General features: G+C 60.6%; 27 protein-coding genes, 1 tRNA gene and 1 pseudogene. 22 read left to right on the top strand and 7 right to left on the bottom strand.

Annotated elements, in window-relative coordinates; translation table 11 throughout:
* Window positions 1-13 precede the first annotated feature (13 nt).
* From KRZ98_RS13430 to KRZ98_RS13395, 8 genes are all read left to right on the top strand, one after another.
* Window positions 14-526 carry a phage major tail tube protein gene (locus tag KRZ98_RS13430; protein WP_217673999.1) on the top strand — a complete coding sequence of 171 codons (513 nt, stop codon included), beginning with the start codon at window positions 14-16 and terminating at the stop codon, window positions 524-526.
* Between the two features lie 80 nt (window positions 527-606).
* Entirely contained in the window at window positions 607-915 is a 309-nt protein-coding gene (locus KRZ98_RS13425; RefSeq protein ID WP_217673998.1) for a phage tail assembly protein, read from the top strand.
* Between the two features lie 8 nt (window positions 916-923).
* Window positions 924-1,052, top strand: coding sequence for a GpE family phage tail protein (locus KRZ98_RS13420; RefSeq protein WP_217673997.1), 129 nt, complete (start codon window positions 924-926; stop codon window positions 1,050-1,052).
* A 6-nt stretch (window positions 1,053-1,058) separates the two neighbouring features.
* Entirely contained in the window at window positions 1,059-3,875 is a 2,817-nt protein-coding gene (locus KRZ98_RS13415; protein ID WP_217673996.1) for a phage tail tape measure protein, read from the top strand.
* Window positions 3,876-3,886: 11 nt separating this feature from the next.
* The gene (locus tag KRZ98_RS13410) at window positions 3,887-4,291 is read left to right on the top strand and encodes a phage tail protein (protein ID WP_217673995.1); all 405 of its coding nucleotides are present in this window, start codon (window positions 3,887-3,889) and stop codon (window positions 4,289-4,291) included.
* Window positions 4,288-5,298 (top strand): contractile injection system protein, VgrG/Pvc8 family, encoded by a 1,011-nt coding sequence (locus KRZ98_RS13405; RefSeq protein WP_217673994.1) that lies wholly within the window; start codon window positions 4,288-4,290, stop codon window positions 5,296-5,298. The genes KRZ98_RS13410 and KRZ98_RS13405 overlap by 4 nt, the downstream gene beginning before the upstream one ends.
* Window positions 5,299-5,365: 67 nt before the next feature.
* Window positions 5,366-6,415 (top strand): GSCFA domain-containing protein, encoded by a 1,050-nt coding sequence (locus KRZ98_RS13400; RefSeq protein ID WP_217673993.1) that lies wholly within the window; start codon window positions 5,366-5,368, stop codon window positions 6,413-6,415.
* On the top strand, window positions 6,412-7,278 hold the full coding sequence (locus tag KRZ98_RS13395; RefSeq protein ID WP_217673992.1) for a WcbI family polysaccharide biosynthesis putative acetyltransferase: 867 nt from the start codon (window positions 6,412-6,414) through the stop codon (window positions 7,276-7,278). Before KRZ98_RS13400 ends, KRZ98_RS13395 begins: the two co-directional genes overlap by 4 nt.
* Before the next feature lie 77 nt (window positions 7,279-7,355).
* On the opposite strand, the gene KRZ98_RS13390 is transcribed toward KRZ98_RS13395, so the two are convergent.
* Window positions 7,356-8,018: a LexA family transcriptional regulator gene (locus KRZ98_RS13390; protein ID WP_217673991.1), complete on the bottom strand. Its 663-nt coding sequence runs from the start codon at window positions 8,016-8,018 to the stop codon at window positions 7,356-7,358.
* An 83-nt stretch (window positions 8,019-8,101) separates the two neighbouring features.
* Here KRZ98_RS13390 and KRZ98_RS13385 point away from each other — a divergent pair, with 83 nt between their 5' ends.
* The 12 genes and pseudogenes from KRZ98_RS13385 (at window position 8,102) to KRZ98_RS13335 (ending at window position 15,329) form a co-directional block, all read left to right on the top strand.
* Entirely contained in the window at window positions 8,102-8,431 is a 330-nt protein-coding gene (locus KRZ98_RS13385; protein ID WP_217673990.1) for a YdaS family helix-turn-helix protein, read from the top strand.
* Window positions 8,428-8,736, top strand: a complete 309-nt coding sequence (locus tag KRZ98_RS13380; protein ID WP_217673989.1) for a hypothetical protein — start codon at window positions 8,428-8,430, stop codon at window positions 8,734-8,736. Before KRZ98_RS13385 ends, KRZ98_RS13380 begins: the two co-directional genes overlap by 4 nt.
* Window positions 8,737-8,796: 60 nt before the next feature.
* Window positions 8,797-8,988, top strand: coding sequence for a hypothetical protein (locus KRZ98_RS13375; protein WP_217673988.1), 192 nt, complete (start codon window positions 8,797-8,799; stop codon window positions 8,986-8,988).
* Window positions 8,985-9,263 carry a hypothetical protein gene (locus tag KRZ98_RS13370; RefSeq protein WP_217673987.1) on the top strand — a complete coding sequence of 93 codons (279 nt, stop codon included), beginning with the start codon at window positions 8,985-8,987 and terminating at the stop codon, window positions 9,261-9,263. The genes KRZ98_RS13375 and KRZ98_RS13370 overlap by 4 nt, the downstream gene beginning before the upstream one ends.
* A complete protein-coding gene (locus KRZ98_RS13365) occupies window positions 9,263-9,757 on the top strand; it encodes a hypothetical protein (RefSeq protein ID WP_217673986.1) in 495 nt (164 codons plus the stop codon). Before KRZ98_RS13370 ends, KRZ98_RS13365 begins: the two co-directional genes overlap by 1 nt.
* A 7-nt stretch (window positions 9,758-9,764) precedes the next feature.
* Window positions 9,765-10,049, top strand: a complete 285-nt coding sequence (locus tag KRZ98_RS24430; protein WP_302849119.1) for an ogr/Delta-like zinc finger family protein — start codon at window positions 9,765-9,767, stop codon at window positions 10,047-10,049.
* Between the two features lie 103 nt (window positions 10,050-10,152).
* Window positions 10,153-12,879, top strand: coding sequence for a toprim domain-containing protein (locus KRZ98_RS13355; RefSeq protein WP_217673984.1), 2,727 nt, complete (start codon window positions 10,153-10,155; stop codon window positions 12,877-12,879).
* 17 nt (window positions 12,880-12,896) lie between these two features.
* Window positions 12,897-13,361, top strand: a complete 465-nt coding sequence (locus KRZ98_RS13350) for a hypothetical protein (protein WP_217673983.1) — start codon at window positions 12,897-12,899, stop codon at window positions 13,359-13,361.
* Between the two features lie 241 nt (window positions 13,362-13,602).
* Window positions 13,603-13,770 (top strand): annotated as a pseudogene (locus tag KRZ98_RS24425) (DNA translocase FtsK); the annotation flags it as partial.
* Between the two features lie 87 nt (window positions 13,771-13,857).
* Window positions 13,858-14,109, top strand: coding sequence for a DUF2312 domain-containing protein (locus tag KRZ98_RS24130; protein ID WP_368389833.1), 252 nt, complete (start codon window positions 13,858-13,860; stop codon window positions 14,107-14,109).
* 342 nt (window positions 14,110-14,451) lie between these two features.
* On the top strand, window positions 14,452-15,147 hold the full coding sequence (locus KRZ98_RS13340) for a hypothetical protein (RefSeq protein ID WP_217673982.1): 696 nt from the start codon (window positions 14,452-14,454) through the stop codon (window positions 15,145-15,147).
* Window positions 15,144-15,329 carry an AlpA family transcriptional regulator gene (locus tag KRZ98_RS13335; RefSeq protein ID WP_217673981.1) on the top strand — a complete coding sequence of 62 codons (186 nt, stop codon included), beginning with the start codon at window positions 15,144-15,146 and terminating at the stop codon, window positions 15,327-15,329. Before KRZ98_RS13340 ends, KRZ98_RS13335 begins: the two co-directional genes overlap by 4 nt.
* A 3-nt stretch (window positions 15,330-15,332) precedes the next feature.
* Here KRZ98_RS13335 and KRZ98_RS13330 read toward each other — a convergent pair whose 3' ends face one another.
* Window positions 15,333-16,679, bottom strand: a complete 1,347-nt coding sequence (locus tag KRZ98_RS13330; RefSeq protein WP_254798408.1) for an integrase arm-type DNA-binding domain-containing protein — start codon at window positions 16,677-16,679, stop codon at window positions 15,333-15,335.
* Between the two features lie 151 nt (window positions 16,680-16,830).
* Window positions 16,831-16,922, bottom strand: a tRNA-Ser gene (locus tag KRZ98_RS13325).
* A gap of 235 nt (window positions 16,923-17,157) precedes the next feature.
* Here KRZ98_RS13325 and KRZ98_RS13320 point away from each other — a divergent pair.
* Window positions 17,158-17,943 carry a DUF1134 domain-containing protein gene (locus tag KRZ98_RS13320; protein ID WP_217673979.1) on the top strand — a complete coding sequence of 262 codons (786 nt, stop codon included), beginning with the start codon at window positions 17,158-17,160 and terminating at the stop codon, window positions 17,941-17,943.
* Between the two features lie 50 nt (window positions 17,944-17,993).
* On the opposite strand, the gene dinB is transcribed toward KRZ98_RS13320, so the two are convergent.
* The 3 genes from dinB to KRZ98_RS13305 are packed head-to-tail and all read right to left on the bottom strand — an operon-like array spanning window position 17,994 to window position 20,194.
* Complete coding sequence (dinB, locus tag KRZ98_RS13315; RefSeq protein ID WP_217673978.1) at window positions 17,994-19,082, bottom strand: DNA polymerase IV; 1,089 nt, start codon at window positions 19,080-19,082, stop codon at window positions 17,994-17,996.
* Between the two features lie 57 nt (window positions 19,083-19,139).
* The gene (locus KRZ98_RS13310; RefSeq protein ID WP_217673977.1) at window positions 19,140-19,670 is read right to left on the bottom strand and encodes a DUF177 domain-containing protein; all 531 of its coding nucleotides are present in this window, start codon (window positions 19,668-19,670) and stop codon (window positions 19,140-19,142) included.
* The gene (locus tag KRZ98_RS13305) at window positions 19,667-20,194 is read right to left on the bottom strand and encodes a ubiquinol-cytochrome C chaperone family protein (protein WP_217673976.1); all 528 of its coding nucleotides are present in this window, start codon (window positions 20,192-20,194) and stop codon (window positions 19,667-19,669) included. Before KRZ98_RS13305 ends, KRZ98_RS13310 begins: the two co-directional genes overlap by 4 nt.
* Before the next feature lie 164 nt (window positions 20,195-20,358).
* Between KRZ98_RS13305 and KRZ98_RS13300 the strand changes: the two genes are divergently transcribed.
* Window positions 20,359-20,874 (top strand): outer membrane protein assembly factor BamE, encoded by a 516-nt coding sequence (locus KRZ98_RS13300; protein ID WP_006966442.1) that lies wholly within the window; start codon window positions 20,359-20,361, stop codon window positions 20,872-20,874.
* Window positions 20,875-20,885: 11 nt separating this feature from the next.
* On the opposite strand, the gene pepN is transcribed toward KRZ98_RS13300, so the two are convergent.
* A complete protein-coding gene (gene pepN, locus KRZ98_RS13295) occupies window positions 20,886-23,483 on the bottom strand; it encodes an aminopeptidase N (protein ID WP_217673975.1) in 2,598 nt (865 codons plus the stop codon).

The following is a 23,483-nucleotide window of genomic DNA, read 5'->3' as shown; positions in this document are numbered from 1 at the left end:
AAGGAGTTAGCCCATGGGCATGCCCCGCACGCTTAAAGACATGATGCTGTTCAACGAAGGTCTGGCTTATCTTGGCGAGAGCAAGACCGTCACGCTCCCCACCCTGACCCGCAAGATGGAGGAATGGCGCGGCGGCGGCATGTCCGGCACCGTGTCGATGGACATGGGGATGGAAGCCATGGAAATGTCCTTCACCTGCGGCGCGCCGATGCGCGACGTGCTGCGCCAGTGGGGCACGCCGACGGTCGACGGCGTCTATATCCGCTTTGCCGGCAACTATCAGACCGACAGCACGGCGGCGGTCGATCATATCGAAGTGATCGTGCGCGGCCGACATAGCGAAATCGAAATGGGCGATCAGGAGACCGGCGAGGTGACGGAATTCAGCGTCACCATGGCGCTGGCCTATTACGAACTGATCTGGAACGGCCGCACCGAAATCAAGATCGACCCGCTCAACATGATCGAGATCGTGAACGGCGTCGATCTGTTGGCAGAACGCCGCGCCCTGATGGGGCTTTCGTGATCCCTTTTGGCCTGATCCTGAACTGACGGCCCGGCCACGCGCCGGGCCACCTTTCTTCCCCCTGACATCTGGAGAGACCCATGTCCGACACCAATAGCCCCGACCTGCGCACCGTCACGCTCGATTCGCCCATCGTCAAAGGCGACAAGACGATCGCCTTCATCCAGCTGCGCAAGCCCAAGGCAGGCGAACTGCGCGGCCTGTCCCTGGTCGATGTCGGCCAGTTGAAGGTCGATGCGCTCATCAAGCTGCTGCCCCGCATCTGCATACCTACCATCACTGAAGCCGACGCGGCGAACATGGACCTGTGCGACCAGCTGGCCTGTGGCGCGGAAATCGGCAGTTTTTTGCTGCAGAAGTCGAAGCAGGCGGATGCCCAGCTGCAGTAGATGACGCGATGGCGGACATCGCCATCATCTTCCATTGGCCGCCGCAGGCGATGGACGGGATGGCCCTGTCCGAACTGATGAACTGGCGCGCGCAGGCCGCGCGCCGCGCCAACCCACCCGACAAGAAAAAGCGATAGGCGCATATGGCGGACCGAAATCTTCGTCTCCAGATCATCCTTGAAGCGCTCGACAAGGTGACGTCGCCGCTCAAGAATATCACCGGCGCGTCGTCCGCTGCGCGCCGCGATCTGGCCAAGACGCAAGATGAACTCAAAAGCCTCAATGCCCTGCAGAGCGAAATGGATCGCTACAAGGCAAAGGAGACGCGCTATGGCGCGGACATCGCCGCGCATAAGGCGGCGCAGGAACGCCTGACCGCCTTGCGCGCGCAGATGGAGGCGACCGAAAAGCCCACGAAGAAGCTGCGCGCTGAAATGGAGAAGGTAGAGCGCCAAACCGGCCAGCTTGCCCACCAGATCGACGCGGGCGGCGCGGAATTGCAGCAGCTGTCGGCCAAGCTGTCGGCCGCAGGCGTCGATGTCACGGACCTTGCGAGCCATGAAGATCGCCTCGCGGACAAGGTGCGAGATGCCAACCGCGCTCTGAACCAACAGACCGATGCCCTTGCCAAGGTCGATAAGGCCACCGCCAACAGTCGCAAGCTGAACGACATCAGCGCGAAGGCCACCTCCGCAGGCATCGGCATGGTCGCTGCAGGCACCGCCGCCGGTGCGCCCGTGGTCGCCGCCGTCAAACAGGCAATGACGCTCGAAAGCGCGATGGCCGACGTCAGGAAGGTGACGGACATGGCCGGGCCGCAGCTGGAGCAGCTGGGCACCGATTTCCTTGATCTATCCGAACGCATTCCCATGACGGCCAGCGAACTCGCCAATATCGCGGCAGCCGCCGGTGCGGCGGGCGTGGGCATGGATAAGCTGGGCAAGCCGATGAAGAATCAACGGCAACAGCTGCTGGAATTTACCAACGACGCCGCCGAAATGGGCGTGGCCTTCGATATGACCGCCGACATTGCGGGCGAGACCATGGCCAAATGGCGCACGGCGTTCGAACTGCCACAGGCGGGCGTGCGCGCCCTGGGCGACCGCGTCAACGCACTGACCAATACTTTCGGTGGCAAGGCAGCGAATGTCACGGACATCATCACGCGGATCGGCCCCCTGGGCAAGGTCGCGGGGCTTGCCGCGCCCCAGATCGCGGCGCTTGGTTCGACCCTCGACAGTATCGGCGTGCCCAGCGAAGTCGCGGCGACCGGCATCAAGAACACGATGCTGGCGCTGACCAAGGGGGAAGCGGCCACCAAATCGCAGGTCGCGGCCTTCGACTCTTTGGGCCTGTCGGCGACGGACGTCGCCAAGCGCATGCAGAAGGATGCGACCGGCGCGATCGTTGATGTCATGGAGCGGATCGGCAAGCTGGATGCAGACAAACAGTCGGGGATCCTGACCCAGCTGTTCGGTTCCGAAAGCGTGTCCGCCATCGCGCCGATGCTGACCAACCTCGACGGGCTGAAGAAACGCCTCGACCTGGTCGCGGACGCGGGTCAGACCGCCGGATCCATGCATGCGGAATTTTTGAACCGGATCGCCACGTCGGAAGGCGCGACGGGGCTGGCCGGTAATGCGCTTTCCAACCTCAACATCACCATGGGCAAAGCCTTGCTCCCGACCGTCGTCGCCGTCTCCGAAAAGGTGCGCGCTGCCGCCAGCGCCATGCGCGGTTGGGCGCAGGCTAATCCGGCGCTGGCGAAGGGCATCATGATCTTCATGGGCGTAGGGTCAGCCCTATTGATCGTCCTTGGCATGGTCGCTTTGGGCTTTGCCGCCGTCACCGCCGCCGCCGCGCCCTTGGCGGGCATCCTCACAATCTCTGTGGGTGCCCTGCTGGGATGGATGGTGGCCATTGTCGCGATCATCGCTGCGGTCGCCGCCGCCGCCTATCTCATCTACGACAATTGGGGCGCCATTACCGCTTGGTTTGGTCAGCTTTGGGAAGGCATCAAATCTTTCGCGAGCGGTGCGCTCGACGCGCTGCTGTCCATGTTTCTCAAATTCTCTCCGATCGGCTTGTTCATTGCAGCCTTCGCGCCGGTTCTCGCCTATTTTACCGGCCTCGATTTCAGCCGCTTTGGCCGTGATCTGATCCAAGGGTTTATCAACGGCGTCCTTTCGATGTTGGGCGCGCTGAAATCCACGGTCACGAACACGGCGGGCAAGGTGACGAGCTGGTTTAAAGAAAAGCTGGGCATCCACTCTCCCTCTCGCGTCTTTGCTGGTCTTGGCGGCTTCGTGATGCAGGGTCTCGATCAGGGCCTTTCCGACAACGCGGGTGGACCGGTGCGCCAAGTTATGCGGGTGGCGGACCGTATGACCAATGCCATGGCTGCTGCGACCGTCGCAGCCCCCATCCTGCCGCAACTTTCCGCGCAGCCCGCGCCGCCTGATAGCGAGCGGCCACGGCCGCAGGCTGTCGAACCGATCAAACCTGTCGCTTGGCCGATCGTCGCGCCAGTCTTGCCTTCCGTCCAGTTACAGGCTCCAATCGTCAACCCGATCGAAGCGCCCCGGATCGAGCCGCCACGGCCGATCGAATGGCCGATCGTGCACCCCACGATCGACGCTGTGCCGCCAATCGCAACACCGGCCCTGCAGGCAGGCAACGAGGATCGCCTATCGATCATCCCGCGCATTCTCGACAGCGCCGCTGCCATCAGCCGTGCTTTGACGACAGGTGCCGCCAGCGCTGCCGTGGTGTCCGCGCCTGCCCCGGCGGCGCGCCCGGTTGAACGCAGCCCTGTGACGACGGCGCGTAACGGCGACACCTATGTTTTCCATTTCAATGGCGTCAGCGGTGACCCGCAGGATCTAGAGGACAAGCTACGCCAAGCGCTGGAAAAGATCGAACGCGAGAAGCGCGGACGCGGCTTCCACGACGAAGATTAAGGAGGCGGCACATGTATTTGATGGCCCTGGGCATGTTCGTCTTCGAACTTCCCTCGCTCGCTTTTGACGAACTGCAACGGAAAACCGACTGGCAGCACGCCCGCGCGCCCCGCGTTGGCGCGCGCGACGCGACCCAATATGTCGGCCCCGGCGCGGAAACGATCAGCCTGTCGGGCGCGGTCTATGCCGAAATCAGCGACGGCCGCGTGTCTCTGGACGATCTGCGCGCTATGGCCGACGAGGGCGAAGCGCTGCCCCTTGTCGCGGGCAATGGCACCGTGTTCGGCAATTTCGTGCTGGAACGGATCGATGAACGCCATGCCGACATGTTCGCCGACGGCACGCCGCGCCGCATCGACTTCGGCATCGACCTCCTGCGCGTCGATGATGATGCCCAAGCGGACGCAGCCGCATGACCGCCCGCAACAATATCGCCGACTGGCGAGTGACGCTCGACGGGGAAGACCTGTCCGACCGCCTGCGCCCCCGCCTTGTGTCGCTCTCCCTATCGGAAAAGCGGGGCGATGAAGCCGACCAATTGGACATCGTGCTGACCGATCATGATGGCGGTCTGGCCATCCCGCCGGAGGGCGCGGTGCTGAAACTGCAGCTTGGGTGGAAGCAGGGCCGCGATGTGACGGTCGGGCTGGTCGACAAGGGCAGCTTCAAGGTGGACGACGTCACGCATAGCGGTCCGCCCGACCAGATCACGATCCGCGCTCGTGCAGCAGACTTCACCAGCGCGATCAGGAATCGCCGCGACAAAAGCTGGAAGGCCACCACGCTGGGCGCAGTGCTACGCGATGTAGCAGAGCGCAATGGTCTCACGGCGCGCATAGCCCCCGCTCTGGCGTCGATCGCGCTCAAGTCGGTCACACAGAGCCGCGAAAGCGATATCGCCTTCCTGCGCCGCCTGGGACGCGAAAATGATGCCGTCGCCACGATTAAGGACAAAAACCTGATCTTTGCGGCCAAGGGCGCTGGGCAGACGTCGACCGGGAAGGCACTGCCGACGCTGACCATCCGCCGCGATCAGGGCGGAACGCACAACTGGCAGCGGCAGAAGCGCGACGGTCAGGCCGGTGTGACGGCAAGTTGGCACGACAAGAAATCCGCCAAGCGCCAGGCCTTCACGATCGGCGATCAGGACGGCGCGAAGAAGTTGCGGAAGGTCTATCCCGACGAAGCGTCAGCCCGCCGGGCCGCTGCAGCGGAGCGCGACCGGTTGAAGCGCGCGCCTGCCACGCTCGATCTGTCACTACCGTTGGGGCGTCCCGATGCGATGCCCGAAGCCCGCGTGACGGTGACCGGCTATAAGGACCAGATCGACGCCACGACGTGGCTCATCAGCGAAGTCACGCATCGCCTGGACAAAAGCGGCGGGTATCAGGGCGCGCTCAAGATGGAGACGGCTGCCACGTAATTAATTGTCAGCAGAGTGTGGCTTATGTTACGCTTTTTCGCTGCAGTAGGTTGTGGGAAATAGTTCAATGACAAACCCTTATAGAAATCTGCCAAACGAAAACTTTTGGTCCCGCTCTGTAGCAAAAATGCAGCCTGTCGAAGTCGATCCTGTCAGCTCTGTGCCGTTCACTATCGACAAATTTGACAAGATCGCGACGGCTGGAAGCTGTTTTGCTCAACATATTGCTCGCACACTCTCAAAAAACGGTTTCGGCTACCTTGTCACTGAGCCTGGCGCTATCGAAGAAAACTATGGGCTGTTCCCTGCACGGTTTGGTAACGTGTATACCACACGCCAGATGCTCCAGTTGTTTCAACGAGCCTACGGCCTTTTTCATCCGACTGATGACGCTTGGAATGGATCAAATGGCGCTTGGGTAGATCCGTTTCGGCCGCAAATCGAAAAGGACGGATTTACATCAATTGAGGCATTGCGAGCTGATCGCGTCAAGTCGCTGGCAGCGACCCGCGCTATGTTTGAACAAGCGGATGTTTTCATATTCACTCTCGGTCTTACGGAGTCTTGGCGGTCAAAGCATGATGGTGCAGTTGTACCTCTCGCACCGGGCGTGGCCGGCACGCCGGCTGATCCGGCGGACTATGAATTTCACAATGCTGATGTGTTCTCAATGATTGAAGATATGCGCTCACTCATCAGCAATATGCGCGTCATAAATCCTGAGATGCGCGTCATTTTGACCGTGTCGCCCGTACCGTTGATAGCCACGTATGAAAAACAGCATGTGCTTCCTGCTACCATATATTCCAAATCAGCTTTGCGCGTTGTTGCTGAAACGATTAGCAAAGAAATAAGAGACGTAGCTTACTTCCCTTCATACGAAATCATAACCGGGCATCATGCGGGGTATGGATATTTCGATACAGATTTACGATCTGTGCTCCCCGATGGGGTCGCGCAAGTTATGGGCATATTTTCCCGGCATTATCTTTCGGAAAATCGGCCTCATGATATCAAGGGGTCACCGCCTTTGGCTAAAAAGCAGAATGCAGAAGTTGTATTGGCAAACCTAGATCACATTGTTTGTGACGAAGAAGCTATAGAGGCAAGTCTGTGAAAATTGCGATCGTAGGGAACTGTCAGGCTCGCACTATCCACCGAGCGATGGTGGCATTAGCACCAAATCACGAATTTGAACTTTATCATATGAATAGAATTCAAAGAGCGTGTCCAGTTCGGGATGACATCGAGTCATGGGCGTCGGAAGTTGCTCTGAGTGACGTAGCGTGCCTCATAAATTACCTGCCTAAAAGTGGGCTTTTTTCCGAAGCGGCGCTGTTACCTCGTTGCAAACACGTCGTCAGGTTTCCCTACATTGCCTTCACCGGATTTCACCCCGATTGCGTTTATTTGACCGCAAATGGGACGCAGTTAACAGGTCCTGCCGGACCTTATCATTCTGCGATTGTTTTTGCGGCTTGGTCGCTCGGCATTCCAGAGCATTACGTCCCATCGCTTTTTAACCGCTTCACTTTCAAGTCCCTTAATCTTCAAGCTTTTTACGACGCTGCTGTTGCCAAGCAGGGTTCGGAGTGGTCGGCTCTAGGTTATAATTTTTCCGAGTTCCTGAGTCTTAACCGGTCATTTATGCACACGGTCAATCATCCTGCTGTAGATATTTTGATAGATACAGCACGGCAGGCTCTCAGGCACATTGGCATTCAGCCTACTGAGGTCGATATTGATGTCGAAGACGAATTGTCGGAGGCCGTAATCTGGCCGGTCTATGATGGCCTACTTAAAGATGTGAATAGCTCGCCCAATTTTATGATCGAAGGTAAGGAAGTTCCGCTGCGGGATTTTGTAACAAATAGTTACCAGGCGTATGAAGATCATCGTGGCGTTACTATCGATGGCCACGGCGTTGAAGCCGCAAAGCAATTTTTGACCGAACATTACGTTTATGCCGCCAAGGTTTAGGATCATGGCCTACGAGGCGTTGAGCCGCTTCTCATAGTCTCGGACCAATCAGCGGCATCCTTTCCGTTATAGGTCGCTTATGTCCGCCGGATTACCCCGACGACGCGACCGAAAACAGACATTTCGCCATCTACTGCCGTTTCATCGCTCACATGTTGGTTGTCAGCCATCAACTTATAGCTGCCGTCAGGCATGGCGCGCACGCGCTTAACCGTGCCAAGACCGCCATAGAATAGCGCCCAGATACCCTCTTGCTCATCTATGGAGCGGCGCGATCGATCAATGATGACGATGTCCCGATCATTGATGGTCGGGTACATCGAATCTCCGCGCGGTCGGGCGATCGTTAGAAATTTTGCTGGAGCATTTGTAAACTGGCGCACCCAAGATTCCGGCATCCACTGCGAGACAGTCTGAACAGGGATTTCATCCGAATAAGCTAGACCCATTCCGATCCCCAGATCCACTTCTTCGATCTCAATGAGGCCCATCTGCTCGGCCATGTCTTGCTTCGACATTGGAATGCGAGCGCCTTCTAACGGACTATCAGTGTCGCCGCTGAGATAGGCGACCGTCGTCTCCAGTTCGGCCGCAATTGCCGGAAGATGGACAGAGTTGTTTGTACGTCCATTAACAAGGTGAGCAATTGTGCCTTGGGTAACACCCAACCGACGCGCCAACTCACTCTGAGAAATGCCCAGCTTCTGCATTCGTTGGCGGAGCCGTTCAGCGATGACCATACAGCCACCCTATTACCAAATTTATAGACCGAAACCATAGTCTGCTACTTGACTGCCTATTAATCTGGTAATAGGTAGTAGCGATGGACGACAAACCAACCCCATTCGAAGCGATGAAGCTGGCTATAGAAATTGCAGGTGGACAGTCTGCTACGGCTCGAATTTGCGAGGTTACGCAGCCAGCAGTCTGGAAGTGGCTGCAATCCGCCAAGAAGGTTCCGCCGCTATTTGTATTGAAGCTCGAGGCGGCAACTGGCGTGTCGCGCCACCTTCTTCGACCCGACATCTATCCCCTTTCCGAAACCGCACAGGACATCGACCCCGGCGAAGAATGTGGAGGCATTTTACCGGTGCGAACGGCAACCGTCGCTTGCGATCGGATTGCGCAATTGCAACGAAAGGACGTTGCATGACGGACGCCGCAGTCATGCCCGCCCGTCAGAACGGCAAATCTTTCATGCTGGATGTGCAGCTGCAGATTGGCTTGCTCAATGCGCTGTTCGACTCCGATCGTCCGATGAGCGTATCCGACCTCGAAATGCAGCTGCGCTGCCATCGCCGCGATCTGTTTCGCGCGATCACCGCACAATATCGCTTGGGCAATGTCCGGAAGGGCCAGCCCGTCGAGCTCACCAAGGCAGGCCGGTGTGCCATCACCGCTGGACGCTTAGCGTTTCCGCGACCGATCGACCGTGTCGCGCCCCTTATCGTTAACTGAGAAATGATCGGGCGGGCCTCTACCTCCCGCCCGATCGCGCCGACCTTGAAAGGACCAAGATTGGATATGCCTACGATCATCAAGACGGCGCCCCGCCGCAAGCACCACCAGCAGGCCGAACCTGTGAGCCGCCCCGAAATCACGACTACCGGCATCGCGATCCCCTACACCGCGTTCCAGTGCCTGCTCTTCGTCTGCAGCACCCTCACGCTGATCTTCACCATGTGCGCTACCGGCAGGGCAGGGGCATGAGCCGCGCCAAGTCTAGACGGCAGCTTAACCCAATGTTCGTGATGCATCGTGGGATCACAGCGGGCTACGTCTATAAAAACGGCGAGTATTTCGCATCATTCGGTTGCCCCGAGTCTGCGCAGGCGATGGTCGACATTCTAAACGCAATCGAACAGTTCGCGCCACATGGCAGCATCGCTAATGGCTCCAGCCTCGAAGATAATCGCTATCGTATCGGCGGGATCATCGCCAAGCATTGCGGCGTGTCCGTCGATTACACCCAGAGGGGCTCGTAATGACAAAGGTCCGCGCACCCCTTACCTTTTCCCTTGCGATCACGACGGTTGTCGGCGTCATTGGCTGGGATCATGCGGCAAAGATCACGCACCGGTCAAAGCGCGCGGTCCGTTATTGGAGCGAGAGCGACAAGGCCCCTGCGCCGACGCTCGATCAGGCCATTGCGCTGGATCGGGCGTTCATTGAGGCTGGCGGCGGCTCCGCGCCGATCCTCGAAAGCTATGCTCGTCAGCTGGACGTCGCACTGGCGAACACGCTGGCCTGTCGCGCCGCGCTGGCCGACGACATCGCCCAGGCATCGCTGGAAACGGCCGACGCGATCAGCAGTAGCATTCACGCGATGCAGCACGGTGCGTCCCCGACACAGATCCATCACGCCATAAAAGAGACTGAGGAGGCGAGCGGCGCTGTCAACCGCCTGCTGTCCCGTCTCAAGTCATTCCTGCCCGGCAATTCGGCCGTGCGGATATCGGGGGAACTTGATCGTGGGTGAGATTAGAATGCCGCATGTGTCGTGTCCGGCATGCGGGGGCAAAGCCTACTCAAAGGCAGTTGGCAAACACAGTCTGCTGTTTCGCGAACTCTATTACAAATGCAGGAATCCTGACGCCTGCGGCCACGAATTTGTGGTTGAAATGACGGCGGTCCGCACCGTGCGGCCAACCATCTTCCCGTTGGCCAAGCACCGGCTGCCGATGACTACATGGTTGCCCGCCGCCAATGACCGGGCTGCCAACGATGACGGTGCGCCACCGCCGCCAGCGGACGCCGCCGTGACCCAGTAAATCGGCGCGCGCGCCTAGCGCGCTGCCATTCCTACCTAATTCACCCGGCGCACCCCGTCGCCGGGAACGCCCTCTTATTGCCTGAGAAAGTTCCGGTGCTCACATGTCGATGCGTGATGATATCCGCAAGGAATTGCTCCCGAAGCTGAAATCCGATTTCCAGTGGAAGACGGATCGCGGCGACTGGCTGCGCGGCGGAAAATGCCCTGACTGCGGCGAAAAGCAGGTCTATACCAACGCCGAAAGCCCCTGGGTTCTTAAGTGCAACCGTCAGGAGCGGTGCGGCTATGAAGAGACGGTGCGGGATCGCTATCCCGACCTGTTCGACACATGGTCCAACCGGTTCCAAAAGACCCGTGAAAACCCGACCGCCGCCGCCGATGCTTATCTGATGGACGCGCGCAAACTCAATCTAATGGGGATGCGTGGCGCATATTCGCAGGAATGGTTTCAGGATCAGAAGCGCAACATCGGATCTGCGACCGTCCGCTTTCCGTTGCCCGGCGGCAGCTGGTGGGAACGGCTGATCGACCAGCCCGGTCGCTTCGATAAGAAAGCGAATTTCGCATACGGCAAGTCCTACAAGGGGCAGGCATGGCAGCGCCCTGATGTCACTATCGAGAACATGGCGAGGGCAGATACAATCTGGTTCGCCGAAGGCATCTTTAATGCCTGGGCACTGGAGCAGGCGGGCCAGCGCGCCGCGTCGACCATGACATGCAACAATTATCCCGAAGAGTTCCTGAAACAGGTCGCTAGCGCCTGTGCGACCACTGACACTCCGTTTAAGCGGCCGAAGCTGATCTTCGCATATGACGCGGGCGGGGCGGGCACCAAAGCCTGTCGTGATCATGTCGCCACGGCACGCAAGGCCGGGTGGGAGGCAGGTGCCGCCCAGCCCATGGGGGACGATGATTTCGGCAAGGCGCTCGACTGGAATGACCTGCTGGGCCTCGATCGCCTAACGGACACCCACCGCAAAGACTATCTCTGGTATGGCGATGTGCTGCTAGCACCTTCCGCCCAGGACAAAGCCTATCTGCTATGGGACCGGCACCGGTGGAACAGCTTCAACTTCACCTATAACAGCCGCACCTACTGGTGTTCGATCGACGCCAGCACCGTGCAGGAGAAGATCGAGGAATACCGGCAGGCCAAGACGCGCAAGCTGGAGGACATCGACCGCGAAGAGGAACAGGCCATCCGCTTGGCCGCATCGCGCGAAGCGCTGATGATAGAGGAAATTGCGAACTGCGCCTTCCGCGTCCTCTACCGGCAGAGGGATGATGCCACGGACGAGACTAAATTCTTCCTCAACATCACATTCCCTGGCAAGCGCGCCCCGATAAAGGGTGATTTTACCGCGCCTCAGCTGCGCAAAGCTTCAAATTTCGAAGATCGCCTGTTCGCATTTGGCGGCGTCTGGACCGGCAGCGCCTTTCAGCTGACCCGCATATTGCAGCACCAGACGCCTGATCTGCCCGACGTTCGACCGCTGGGCTTCACAGGCTACTGCCGCGACGCGCAGGCCTATGTGTTCGGCGACATCGCTGTAGCGAACGGGCGGGTCTATAAGCCCAATGACAACGAGTTTTTTCAGATCGGCAAGCAGGCGCTGAAACTCGGCACATCCGAACGGCTGCTCGATATCGACTATGACGCGGACCAGCTGGACACCAGCTGGCTCAAGGATCTTTGGACGGCATACGGTGCGAAGGGCGTCGTTTGCCTCACCTTCTATTTCGCTTCGCTCTTTGCCGAGCAGATCCGCGGCGAAATGAAAAGCTTCCCCTTCCTCGAAATGCACGGCCTGCCCGGTACCGGCAAAACGACCCTAATCGAGTTTCTATGGAAGCTGATGGGCCGCGAGAATTATGAAGGGTTCGACCCTGCCAAAGCGACACCGGCTGCAATGGCGCGCAACCTCGGCAAGGTCGGCAACCTACCCGTTGTTTTAATCGAGGGTGATCGGCGCGAGGAAGCCAGCCACGCTCGTAAATTCGAATGGGAGGAATTGAAGACCGCCTACAATGGTCGAACCGTCCGGTCACGCGGTGTGAAGAATGGCGGCATGGAGACGTTCGAACCGCCTTTCCGGGGAGCGATCGTCATCGAGCAGAATGAGCCGGTGAATGCGAGCCGGGCGGTGCTGGAACGTATCATGTCGCTCGGCTTCGATATGTCCAACTTCACCCCCGATTCTAAGGTGTCGGCCGAGCGCCTGGAACAATGGCCGGTCGAGAAAATCTCTGGCTTCATCGTCCATGCCGCGCGCCGCGAAAGTGACGTTATGGCCCGCTTCCGTCAGGCATTCGCTCAATATGAGCAGGAATTGCTGGCGATGCCGGCCATCCGCACCAACCGCCTCGCCAAGACGCACGGCCAGCTGCTCGCCTTTTTAGATGCAATCCGCGCCATCGTTCCGCTTGATGACAGTCAACAGGCCGAAACCGCGAAATTCATCGTCCAGATGGCCACCGATCGTCAGTTGGCCGTGAATAGCGAAGACCCGATCGTTACTCTGTTCTGGACTCGCTTCGATTATCTCGAAGAGAATGAGGTGCAGACCGCCAATGGCGGCCACATCAACCATCATCGTCGCTGGGAAGACGGCATGATCGCCGTCCGCCTCAACGAAATGGAGGCCCGGTGTGCCGAAAAACGCCTGGAACTGCCCAGCCATTCCGAACTGATCCGCGCTCTCAAGACGTCGAAGCAGCGCCGCTTCGTAGAGCAGAGCGCCATCATCAATTCCCGCAATGACGGCACCGGCTCTGTCCGCTGCTGGATCTTCCAAGACACTTCGCGCGCCGCCGCGAAACACGCCTGACCATGAAAGGAAACACCATGCGTAGCGTTCCCTCTCTTTTGACGATGCTGGGTGATCAGGGATCGCCCCGCCACGTCATGATGCCTTGGCACTATGTCCAGCTGCGCCGCCGCGCCGCTGGCCTCACAATCGCCCAGGTCGCCAAGCCCTTCTGGACCCGTCCCGAACATCAGCACGACGTCGAGCGCCACTTCCGCAATCTGGAAGCGGAGAACGTCCGTCATCAGCGCCTCTACATCACAGCGGGCAAACCGTACTTCTTCTCCATCGACGTCTACCATCAGCTGGCCAACCTTCCGCCGCATCAGCACCCCCGGCTCTGCACCCGCTGCGCATGGGACGAGCATGCCAACCAGTATGATCATAATGGTGGTGATACGACATGGGCGGCCGACGACAGCGGCATCTGCACCCGTTGCGAACAGGAAATCGCGTGGGAGGCGGGCAGGGCCACTGCAAAGGCTGATCGCCGTGCGGCATGATCCCAATGCGCGCATCCATGCGCTCGGCTGCCGCTGTGAGCCCTGCACGACACACCGGTGCCGCCCACGTCCCTTCGTGGATTTCGCCATCAGCTGCGCCGTCACGGCCGCCCTCGCTGGCGCTCTGAATAGCGCAGCACTCGCCATCATCATCATCATCGCTAATCGCTGAAAGGCCCGACCTATGACCAATATTCTTACCGCCGACGTAACGGAAGAACTCACGGACCCTACGGCGGATTACCGCCGCGCCTTCGCCCTTGTTGTCGGGAACCAAAAGGCCTCGACGTCTTGGCTGCAGCGTCAGATGCGGATCGGATATAACAGCGCTGCCCGGTTGATCGAGCGCTTGGAGGCCGCTGGTGTAGTCTCCGCGCCGAACCATGTCGGCGCGCGGGCGGTGCTCGTGACATCGGAAGCTTTGGTTCAAGACGATGACGAGGATGATTTCGAGGATGAAGGCGCGCCAGTGGAAAACTCCACGCCCCCCGCATCGATCGCGCCATCGGAGAAGACCACCACCGCCGCTGATCAGCTAAGACTGCTTATCGAGCGTATCGAGCGCTTGGAGGAGGAGAAGAAGGGCATCGGTGATGACATCAAAGATGTCTATCTGGAAGCTAAAGCGACGGGCTACGACACGAAGGGGATGAAGGCGGTCATCAAGATCCGCGCCATGTCCCGCGAAGCGCGCCTTGAACAGGAAGGCATCCTCGAAACCTACAAAAACGCGCTGGGGATCGAATGATGATTACTGCTCTGACGCGTACCCTTCTAATCATCGCTGCCATCCTAGCGATCCCATTTGTGATCGCATGGGGGCTGGCCAACACCACAGGAGACCGCCGGTGAAACCCGCCAGCATATCCCTGACTGATCACACGGCCCTGGCATTTCTCGCCCAGACGTCGTCTGGCCGCGCCGCAACGCATTGGGTCGCTAAAGCTTGCGGCTACCGTCTTACTTTCGTGGCCCGCACTATGCTCCGCCGCCTTTCGCGTTGGGGCTTGGTCGAGGGCGTGACGCCGATCGGCGGCGGTAACGTCTATTGGTGGCAAATCACGGACAAAGGGCGGAAGGAGGTTCAGCCATGACCGTTGAACTTTCAGCGCCCCCAAAGGGCGGCACCCGCCATCCTTGGGATTGGTATGTCGAGGAAAAATGGGTGACGCATCGCCTGCTCGACATGATCGCACTGGAGACGGACGTCACCTATCTGGACCCATGCTGCGGTCAGCTGCATATTCCCGAAGCACTGACGGAACGCGGATTTTTCGCCTATGGCACTGATCTTTTCGATCGGGCAGGCGGACATAGCCTGTTCATGGGAGAACATGATCTGCTGGGCGACCAGCGTCATATGCTGGAAGCATCGAACGGGCTGTCGATCATCTTCAACCCGCCATTTTCATTCCAGAATGGCCGCCTAGTGCGTGGCCTGGCGGAAAAATGCATCCGTCGCGCCCTATCGATCGCCACGCATAAGGTCTGCGCTCTACTGCCCCTGAAATGGCTCGCAAGCGAAGGCCGGTACCGGCTTTTCACGGACGAGACGCCGATCGGCGTGTGGATACTGTGCGAACGGCCGTCCATGCCGCCCGGCAACATTATCGAGCAGCTGGGCGACAACGCATTTGATCATGGCAAGATCGATTATATCTGGGTGGTATGGGATAAGCGCCGCGCACCCATGACGGATTTTCAGGGGCGTCCTTTTGCGCCAACATTCTGGATCCCCCCACGCGAGAAGATCACGGTCAAAGCGGAGAGGAAACTGGCGGCATGATCGCGCAACCTCAAGAACGATTTTTGCGAATCAGCGACGTCATCTCCCGAACTGCGCTTTCCCGCTCTTACATCTACGCCCTTATCGGCCGCGACGAATTCCCGGCTCCTCGGAAGTTGGGCGCACGTTGCTCGCGCTGGGTTGAGAGTGAGGTTGACGCTTGGATCGCCAAAATAGATTGAGGCCTATCGACCGGGCCGCCCCGGTCCGGTCGATGCCCAACGGATAGGCTCACCGATGTGGATCTGCGGTGGCCACATATCAGCCAGGAGAATATCGGCCCACTCGACTGCCAGTTCGCGTCGTCGCGCCATATAGGCAGCGCGGTTATAGGCTCCCTCCGATTCGGAGGTGCCTTGCGGGATATGGGCAAGCATCAGGTCGATGATCGCGCGATCAGGCGACGCGCCGCTATGCCCGCTCCCTCGCCATTGCCGCTCCACCCTCTCATTCATGATCGTGGAGAAGGCGGACCGGAACCCATGGGGCACGTGCCGCTGATAATATCCGGCGCGGATCAGCAGGGCGCGCAACGTGTTTTCACTCATCGGCTTATGCGGGTGACGGTCAGACGGGAAAACTAGCGCGAGGTCGCCGGTGAGCGGCACCATGGTGCGAATGATCGCTACAGCCTGCGGGGCGAGGGGAACCAGATGATCGCCCTCAATTTCGCCTTTCCGGTCCTTATCCCCTTTCATACGGTGCGCAGGGATCCGCCACAGTGGTTCGGGACCATCCAACCCCTCAAACTCCGACCATCGCGCGGCATGAAGTTCGTTCGGCCGCACCGCTGTCAATGCGATCAGTCGCAACGCCAATTTGGTAGGCGCGCGGCACCGTTCGGCCTCGCAACAGATCAGCAACTGCCGCAGATCGTGCAGCTTCGTGATGGCAGGCTGGGGCTTGGCTTTCGGTTTCTTCGGCAACGCGATCGACAGACTGGCCGCCGGGTCGCTGACGCCGCGCCCGGTGGCAAGGGCGTAAACGAATATGGCGCTTATGCGCTGTCGTGTCCGATGCGCTGTTTCCACCGCGCCACGTCCCGCTATCGCTTGCAGTAGTTTCAAGACAGTCGGAGCCGTAATGTCCATGATAGGCACATGCCCGATGGACGGGAAAACCTCATTCTTCAAATTATCCAGCACGTCCTGCGCGTGAACCTTGGACCATCGGCCCTTTTGCAGATCGTGCCATTCACCGCCGATGTCGGCAAAGGTCGGACGCGTGTCCGCAACCGGCGCGGCGCGTTGAAATAAATCATCAGGCCTTGGCTCCATCCCTTTCGCTAAAATCGTCTTTGCTAGATCGCGAGCGTCTCGCGCATCCTTTAATGAGATTGCAGGATAGCTGCCGATTGTCAGCGTTTTCTGCGCAGGCTTGCCTTGAGCATTGCGACCAAACTGATAATTCATGCGCCAGCTACGGCCCCCGGCGGCCGACACATGCAGGTACAGCTGGCCGCCATCGGACAGTTTGTAAGGCTTGCCTGTCGCCCGCGCATTGCGCGCCTTGGCGTCTGTCAGCACCGCCATACCATATTCCCCGAATCGCATACCATGGAACAGACCATATGCCAGACAGGCTGCATGAGAACAAACAAGGACCGGAGTGGACAATGTAGACGACAAAAAGCCCGGAAAACCGAGCCTTTAGGGCTTATGAGGCGCTGTCAGGAAATAGTGTTGGCGGAGACGGAGGGATTCGAACCCTCGGTAAGGAGTTATCCCTACGACGGTTTAGCAAACCGTTGGTTTCAGCCACTCACCCACGTCTCCAAACATGGCCTGAACGCCCGCTTGTGGCGGGGCTGCGGCTAGGCGACGTGTCCTATAGCGACGGCTTTGGCGCATGGCAACGGTCCTGTTCGGGGATTTTTTTGCCCTTTTGCCATGCTCGTAAATCGTTCCGGCCCGGAATCGACTCAGGTGGGCGTTCGTTCATTGTCGTTTCAGGTTGATAGCCGATAGTCTGGGGGATGGTTAAGATGGCAATTTGCGGGGAGCATCGGGCATGATCGGGATTAAGGGACGGACAAGCGTCCGCCTGGCGCGGGCAGCCGCGCTGGTGGCGGCACTGGCGGGGCTGGCGCTGACCCCTGTGGCGGCGTCGGCGCAGGTGCGCACGATCGATCCCAACACCGCAATCGATGCCGATCTCGCCCCGCCCCCGCCCGCGCGCAGTACACCCACAGAACCCGGCGTCGATCCCAGCGTCTATAGCGACACTCCGGCCGACAGCGCCGTCACGTCCGGTACGACCGCGACCGGCGCGCCCGTCACCGCCGCATCGCCCCCCGCCGCCATCGCGCCGGGCGATTCCTATCAGCAGGACGATCTGATCGGCGCAGCGGAAGGTGTATTCGGCAAAGGTGCGGAAGGGCTGGCAGGCCTGATCGAAAAAGTGCTGAAGGATCAGGGACGCCCCAACGCCTATATCGCCGGTCGTGAGGCATCGGGCGCCTTTGTCGTCGGCCTGCGCTACGGTTCCGGCACGCTCAATCATAAGGTGGAGGGCAAGCGCGAAGTCTATTGGACCGGGCCGTCGATTGGCTTCGATGTCGGCGGCAACGCAGCCAACACCTTCGTCCTTGTATATAATCTCTACGACACGCAGGATCTTTATCACCGCTTCCCGGCCGCCGAAGGCACTGCCTATCTGGTCGGTGGTTTCACCGCCAGCTATCTGCGCTGGGGCAATGTCGTACTGATCCCGATCCGCCTGGGCGTAGGCTATCGGCTGGGCGTCAATGCCGGCTATATGAAGTTCAGCGAAAAACGGAAATGGCTGCCGTTCTAAGGCCATTGCTGCCGTGCTCCCGCGCAGGCGGGAGCACGTAGTCCCAAAGACTATAACCCCAGCGCCAGCTGATCGCCCTGCTCAGCTTCCTCCGTCGCTTCCAGGTTATGCACCCCCAGCCCCAGCAACCGCGCGCCCATGCGCAGGGGGAGCTGGGCCAGCAACAGTTCCCGCGCCGCCTGTGCCAGCAGGTCGGGCGACCGCACCGGGGTGGCAAAGCTGCGCGACCGGGTGATGATGCGGAAATCGGCGAACTTGATCTTCAGCGTCACCGTCCGGCCCCAGGCCTGTGCCTTCTCGATCCGGCCCCACAGGCTGGTCGCGATCCGGTCGATCTCCGCGACCAGTCTTTCCCGGTCGGTCAGGTCGTCGAAAAATGTATCCTCGACGCTCACCGACTTGCGTTGTTCGCGCTCGCGCACGGGCCGGTCGTCCTGCCCGCGTGCAGCGCGATAATAATAGTCCGCCGCGCTGCCGAAATGCGCCTGGAGGAAGGCCAGGTCGCGTGCGCGCAGATCAGCGCCTGTCTCTATCCCCAGCGCGTGCATCCGCGCCGCCGTCACCGGTCCCACGCCATGGATGCGCCGCACCGGCATCGCCGCGATGAACGCCGGGCCTTCGCTGGGCCGCACGACACATATGCCGTCGGGCTTGTTCTGGTCCGAAGCCAGCTTGGCGATCAGCTTGTTATAGGAGACGCCCGCCGACGCTGTTAGGCCGGTTTCGGCGCGAATCAGCGCGCGAATCTCCGCTGCGACCTGCGTTGCTGAGGCTATGCCCGGCTTGTTCACCGTGACGTCCAAATAGGCTTCATCCAGCGAGAGCGGCTGGACCAAGTCGGTAAAGCGCGCGAAGATCGCCCGGATCTGCCCGGACACTGAACGATAGGCGTCGAATCGCGGCGGCACGAAGATGAGGCTTGGGCAGAGCCGTCGCGCCCGTGCGCCGGGCATGGCGGACTTCACGCCGAACGCCCGCGCCTCATAGCTGGCGGTCGCCACCACCCCGCGCGGCCCGCCACCGCCAACCGCGATCGGTTGGCCCCGCAGCGTGGGATCGTCACGCTGTTCCACCGATGCATAAAAGGCGTCCATGTCGATATGGATGATCTTGCGCAGCGATGGCGGCGGGGCGTCCATGGCACGATCTTATGCCATGACAGGAACGAAAGGGAAACAGCATTACCGCCGCGACGTTTATTCCTTGCCCTTGAGCGCCAGAAGGGCGGCGAAAGGACCAGCCTGATCCTCCCGCAGCACGCCTGCTTCACGTAAAACGGCATCGGCATCGGGCGCGCGGGGATAGGGCGTCATCGCCAGCGCCACGGTTTCGGCCACCGCCTCCCCCATGTCGATGCTGTTGCCGCTATAACCGATCGTGTCGCAATCCTCCGCGTTCAGCTCCATTTCTGCGCCTTCAACAACATCGCCATCCTCGGCGATGAAGCGAAGCAGGAAATCGCTGTCGATCGTTTCAGGCACCGGCAGGCCGGTCGCGACGCAGGCCTGGGTCAGGCTGGCGCGCACCCGGCCACGCGCGAAGATGCTGCCATTCTCCTCACTGATTGCATAATCCGCCTCCAGCGCGTCGAGAGCCAGCAGCGCGAAGCGGCGCATCAGCGCCTCGCGCTCGGCCGCATCGGCGATGATGGTCGTGGTGCCGCTGATATGGCCAATCTGGTCCAGCCTGATAGGCCGCGAAAATTCAGGCGTCGGCAGTGCGCTCATCCCAGATCCCCCGCCAGCATCGCATCGCGGGTCAGGCAACCGAGCCGCGTCCAGCGCTCCCGCAGTGCGCCCTCGACATGGGCGAGCGCGGCGTCGCTCACCGGCGCACCGCGATAGAGGTTACGGCGCAGGGCTTCCGCCATGTCTGCCTCACCAGCCAGCGCCGCGCGATAGGCGCTGATCCGGCCTCCCAGCGCACTCATCATCCGGCCGATATGCTTGCCGACCACGACGTCGCCAATCCCTTCCTGCCGCAACTGGCCATCCATATCGTCGACGAACAATTCGGTCAGCCAGACGCTTTCCTGGGTTGCCCCCTGCTGCTCCAGCCGCATCAGCACCTGAGCCAGCACCGCCACGATCATGTCGAATCGCCCGTCCAGCGTATCCGGCACTGCGCCGTCCATATACCAGTGCGGCTGGCGACCCTCCGCGACCACGGCATGGTAGAGCGGCATCAGCCCGGCCTTGGGATCGGCACGGCCAAACAGGCGCTGGAGGAAGGAAGGGGAAGCTGTGGACATGAGGACTATGCTTTTTCAAGACGGATCGTTGGACGGAGCGCCGTCCTGCCAAGTGTCGCCCCTTGCCGGGAGCGACGCATTTCCATATTGATCGAGCCGCTGCCCAATGCAATGGCGGCGTCATGTTTATTGGGTTCGCGGATGCGTTCCGCCAGGAGAAGTCCATGCGTCAGTTCAGCCGTCATTCCACACGCGGGCGTTTCCTGTTGGCTCTGGGCCTCGGCGCGCTGGTGCTGGGGGCATCGGGCTGCACCCGCATCCGCACCCATCAGGGCTATCAGGTCGATAAGCTGCTGGTCGATTCGGTCCAGCCGGGCATCGACAATCGCGCATCGGTTGAAGGGACGCTGGGCCGCCCCAGCTTCACTTCGCAATTCGGTGAGCAGGACTGGTATTATGTGTCGCGCGACATGCGCTCACTGGCCTTCTCCAACCCAAAGCCCGCCGACCAGACCGTGCTGCGCGTCCGCTTCGACGCGGCGGGCAATGTCGTGGCGGTGGATCGCGCGGGACTTGAGCAGGTCGCCAACATCTCGCCCATGGGCGACAAGACCCCGACGCTGGGGCGCAATCGCAGCCTGTTTGACGAGATATTCGGCAATATCGGCGCGGTCGGTGCCGGTGGCATGGGCGGCAATGCCGGCGGCAGCGGTCCGGGCGGCGGCCCGAACGGTAGCTAACTGGCTGCCCCTCACTCCAGGCTTTTGCTGGCCTGTTCGGTGACATCCTTCGACAGACCCGGCTGCGCCAATATGCGCTGCAATTGCGCCCGCATCAGCGCGGCGCGATCAGCGTCAAAGCGCTTCCAGCGGCCCAGTGGCGGCACCAGCCGTGCGGCGGTCTGCGGGTTGCGCGAATCGAGCGCGATGATGCAGTCCGCCACCAGCTGATAGCCCTTGCCCGACCGGTGGTGGAAGGCCCACTGATTGCCTGCGAACGCGCCATAGAGCGACCGCACCCGGTTGGGGTTGGACAAAGTGAACGCCTTGTGCCGTCCCAATTCCTCCACCTGATCGACCGTATCGGGATGCAGCGCGAACGCCTGGGTCTGAAACCATTTGTCGAGCGTCAGCGCGTCATGGCCATAGCGGTTGTAGAATATATCGATCGCCGCATCGCGCTCCGGGCTGGTGCCATTGGCCAGCGTGGCAACCGCCGCCTGCCGCTCGGTCATATTATCCGCCTCATGGAATTGGGCGAAGGCGATAGCAGGACCATCGTCAGCGCCCGACGCCACCAGATAATGGAGCGCGGCGTTGCGCAGCTGACGCGCGCCCTTGGCCGCGGGCGACAGCGAAAAGCCGTTCGCCTTGGTGCGGCTGTGAATGTCGCGCCATAGCGGCTCCAGTTCCGCGCCGATCCGCTGTTGCAGCGCTTCCCGCGCGGCGTGAATCGCATCCGGGTCCACCACCGCCATCTGGTCACCCAGATAGGCTTCGCTGGGCAGGCGGATGGTTTCGGCGATGAAGGCCGGGTCGAGCAGCGGATCGGTGATGGTGTTGCGCACGGCCGCGATGACGGCGGCGTCATCGACCGGCTGCCCGGCGATCGCCCCGATCAGCACATTGACCATCAACTGCTGCATCGCCTCATAGCGAGCGAACGGATCATCATCGCGCGCCGACAGGAAGGCGAGATCACCCTGGCTGCGGTTGGTTTCGACGATCACCGGCGCGGAAAAGCCGCGGTTGATCGACAGGATCGGCGGGGCGGCAAAGCCCTCGAAGCGGAAGCTCTGTTGCGCCTCCGTCAGCATCAGCAGTTGGTCGCCCTGATGCGTGCCAGTTGCCGGATCGAACAGAGCGACCCGCAGCGGGATCGCCATCGGCTGCTTATCAGGCTGACCGGGGGTTGGCGGGATGCTCTGTTGCAGATCAAGCTCGACCGCCTGTGTCACAGGATCATGGCGCAGCAGCGCGCGCACATGCGGCGTACCCGCCTGTTCATACCAGCGGCGGAACTGGGTCAGGTCGATGTCCCCGCCCTCTTCCATCGCGGCGACGAAATCCTCGCAGGTCGCGGCCTGCCCATCATGCCGGTCGAAATAGAGATCGCTCCCCGCGCGGAAGCGTTCAGCCCCCAGCATCAGCGCCATCATGCGGATGATCTCCGCGCCCTTATTGTAGATAGTGGCGGTGTAGAAGTTACTGATTTCCATATAGGATTCAGGCCGGATCGGGTGCGCAAGCGGGCCGCTATCCTCCTGAAACTGGGCCGCGCGCAGGATGCGGACATCCTCGATCCGCTTGACCGCGTGGCTGCCCATGTCGGCGGAAAAATTCTGGTCGCGAAAGACGGTGAAGCCTTCCTTCAACGACAGCTGGAACCAGTCGCGACAGGTGACGCGATTGCCCGACCAGTTGTGGAAATATTCATGCGCCACCACGCCCTCGACGCCGTCATAGTCGATGTCGGTCGCAGTTTCGGGGTCGGCCAAAATATAGCGCGAATTGAAGATGTTGAGGCCTTTATTCTCCATCGCGCCGAAATTGAAATCGGCGACGGCGACGATGTTGAACACGTCCAGATCATATTCGCGGCCATAGACGCGCTCGTCCCAGGCCATGCTATCCTTGAGCGCCTGCATGGCGTGGGCGGTGCGGGGCAGGTCGGCCTCGCGCACCCATATGCCCAGTTGCACCTCGCGCCCGCTCATCGTCACGAAGCGGTCGGCATTGCAGGCCAGATCGCCCGCGACCAGCGCGAACAGATAGCAGGGCTTGGGGAAGGGATCGTTCCAGAGCGCCCAGTGACGGCCATTGTCAGCATCGCCCTGTTCGACCGGATCGCCATTGGCGAGCAGGATGGGGAAGCGCGCCTTGTCGGCGGTCAGCCGGACGCTGTAGCGCGACAGGACATCGGGTCGATCGGGGAAGAAAGTGATGCGGCGGAAGCCTTCCGCCTCGCACTGGGTGCAGAGTAAGCCACCGCTGGCGTAGAGGCCCATCAGCTTGCTGTTATTCTCCGGCATCAGCTCGACCAGCGTTTCGACGCTGTGCGCGGTGCCGGACAGGGCAATGATCAGCGACCCGGCCTCCAGATGCCAGTCGTCTGCGGCTAGCACCGCGCCATCGACCCTCACCTCCAGCGGCACCAGCCCGTCGCCATCCAGCCGCAACGGTTGATCATGGTCGCCATTGCGCGTCACCGACAGCGTCGCGCGAACGCTGGTCAGCAAGGGATCGAGATCGAAATCCAGCGCGATGGTGGGGACGAGCCAGTCGGGCGGACTATAGTCGGAGCGGCGGATGATCGCGGGGGCGGCGGTGGAGCTTTGCATGTCGGCCAT

The organism is Sphingobium sp. AS12, assembly GCF_019097845.1.
In the GTDB taxonomy this organism is placed as follows: Bacteria; Pseudomonadota; Alphaproteobacteria; order Sphingomonadales; family Sphingomonadaceae; genus Sphingobium.
Note: the sequence above shows the minus strand (reverse complement) of the source record. Positions and strands in the feature narration are given on the sequence as shown.

Bases quoted from the DNA above. Each gene is read 5' to 3' on its own strand.
- KRZ98_RS13430 (WP_217673999.1), top strand. From the start codon at position 14: ATGGGCATGCCCCGCACGCTTAAAGACATGATGCTGTTCAACGAAGGT.
- KRZ98_RS13425 (WP_217673998.1), top strand. From the start codon at position 607: ATGTCCGACACCAATAGCCCCGACCTGCGCACCGTCACGCTCGATTCG.
- KRZ98_RS13420 (WP_217673997.1), top strand. From the start codon at position 924: ATGGCGGACATCGCCATCATCTTCCATTGGCCGCCGCAGGCGATGGAC.
- KRZ98_RS13415 (WP_217673996.1), top strand. From the start codon at position 1,059: ATGGCGGACCGAAATCTTCGTCTCCAGATCATCCTTGAAGCGCTCGAC.
- KRZ98_RS13410 (WP_217673995.1), top strand. From the start codon at position 3,887: ATGTATTTGATGGCCCTGGGCATGTTCGTCTTCGAACTTCCCTCGCTC.
- KRZ98_RS13405 (WP_217673994.1), top strand. From the start codon at position 4,288: ATGACCGCCCGCAACAATATCGCCGACTGGCGAGTGACGCTCGACGGG.
- KRZ98_RS13400 (WP_217673993.1), top strand. From the start codon at position 5,366: ATGACAAACCCTTATAGAAATCTGCCAAACGAAAACTTTTGGTCCCGC.
- KRZ98_RS13390 (WP_217673991.1), bottom strand. From the start codon at position 8,018: ATGGTCATCGCTGAACGGCTCCGCCAACGAATGCAGAAGCTGGGCATT.
- KRZ98_RS13385 (WP_217673990.1), top strand. From the start codon at position 8,102: ATGGACGACAAACCAACCCCATTCGAAGCGATGAAGCTGGCTATAGAA.
- KRZ98_RS13380 (WP_217673989.1), top strand. From the start codon at position 8,428: ATGACGGACGCCGCAGTCATGCCCGCCCGTCAGAACGGCAAATCTTTC.
- KRZ98_RS13370 (WP_217673987.1), top strand. From the start codon at position 8,985: ATGAGCCGCGCCAAGTCTAGACGGCAGCTTAACCCAATGTTCGTGATG.
- KRZ98_RS13365 (WP_217673986.1), top strand. From the start codon at position 9,263: ATGACAAAGGTCCGCGCACCCCTTACCTTTTCCCTTGCGATCACGACG.
- KRZ98_RS24430 (WP_302849119.1), top strand. From the start codon at position 9,765: ATGCCGCATGTGTCGTGTCCGGCATGCGGGGGCAAAGCCTACTCAAAG.
- KRZ98_RS13355 (WP_217673984.1), top strand. From the start codon at position 10,153: ATGTCGATGCGTGATGATATCCGCAAGGAATTGCTCCCGAAGCTGAAA.
- KRZ98_RS13350 (WP_217673983.1), top strand. From the start codon at position 12,897: ATGCGTAGCGTTCCCTCTCTTTTGACGATGCTGGGTGATCAGGGATCG.
- KRZ98_RS13340 (WP_217673982.1), top strand. From the start codon at position 14,452: ATGACCGTTGAACTTTCAGCGCCCCCAAAGGGCGGCACCCGCCATCCT.
- KRZ98_RS13335 (WP_217673981.1), top strand. From the start codon at position 15,144: ATGATCGCGCAACCTCAAGAACGATTTTTGCGAATCAGCGACGTCATC.
- KRZ98_RS13330 (WP_254798408.1), bottom strand. From the start codon at position 16,679: ATGGCGGTGCTGACAGACGCCAAGGCGCGCAATGCGCGGGCGACAGGC.
- KRZ98_RS13320 (WP_217673979.1), top strand. From the start codon at position 17,158: ATGATCGGGATTAAGGGACGGACAAGCGTCCGCCTGGCGCGGGCAGCC.
- dinB (WP_217673978.1), bottom strand. From the start codon at position 19,082: ATGGACGCCCCGCCGCCATCGCTGCGCAAGATCATCCATATCGACATG.
- KRZ98_RS13310 (WP_217673977.1), bottom strand. From the start codon at position 19,670: ATGAGCGCACTGCCGACGCCTGAATTTTCGCGGCCTATCAGGCTGGAC.
- KRZ98_RS13305 (WP_217673976.1), bottom strand. From the start codon at position 20,194: ATGTCCACAGCTTCCCCTTCCTTCCTCCAGCGCCTGTTTGGCCGTGCC.
- KRZ98_RS13300 (WP_006966442.1), top strand. From the start codon at position 20,359: ATGCGTCAGTTCAGCCGTCATTCCACACGCGGGCGTTTCCTGTTGGCT.
- pepN (WP_217673975.1), bottom strand. From the start codon at position 23,483: ATGGCCGACATGCAAAGCTCCACCGCCGCCCCCGCGATCATCCGCCGC.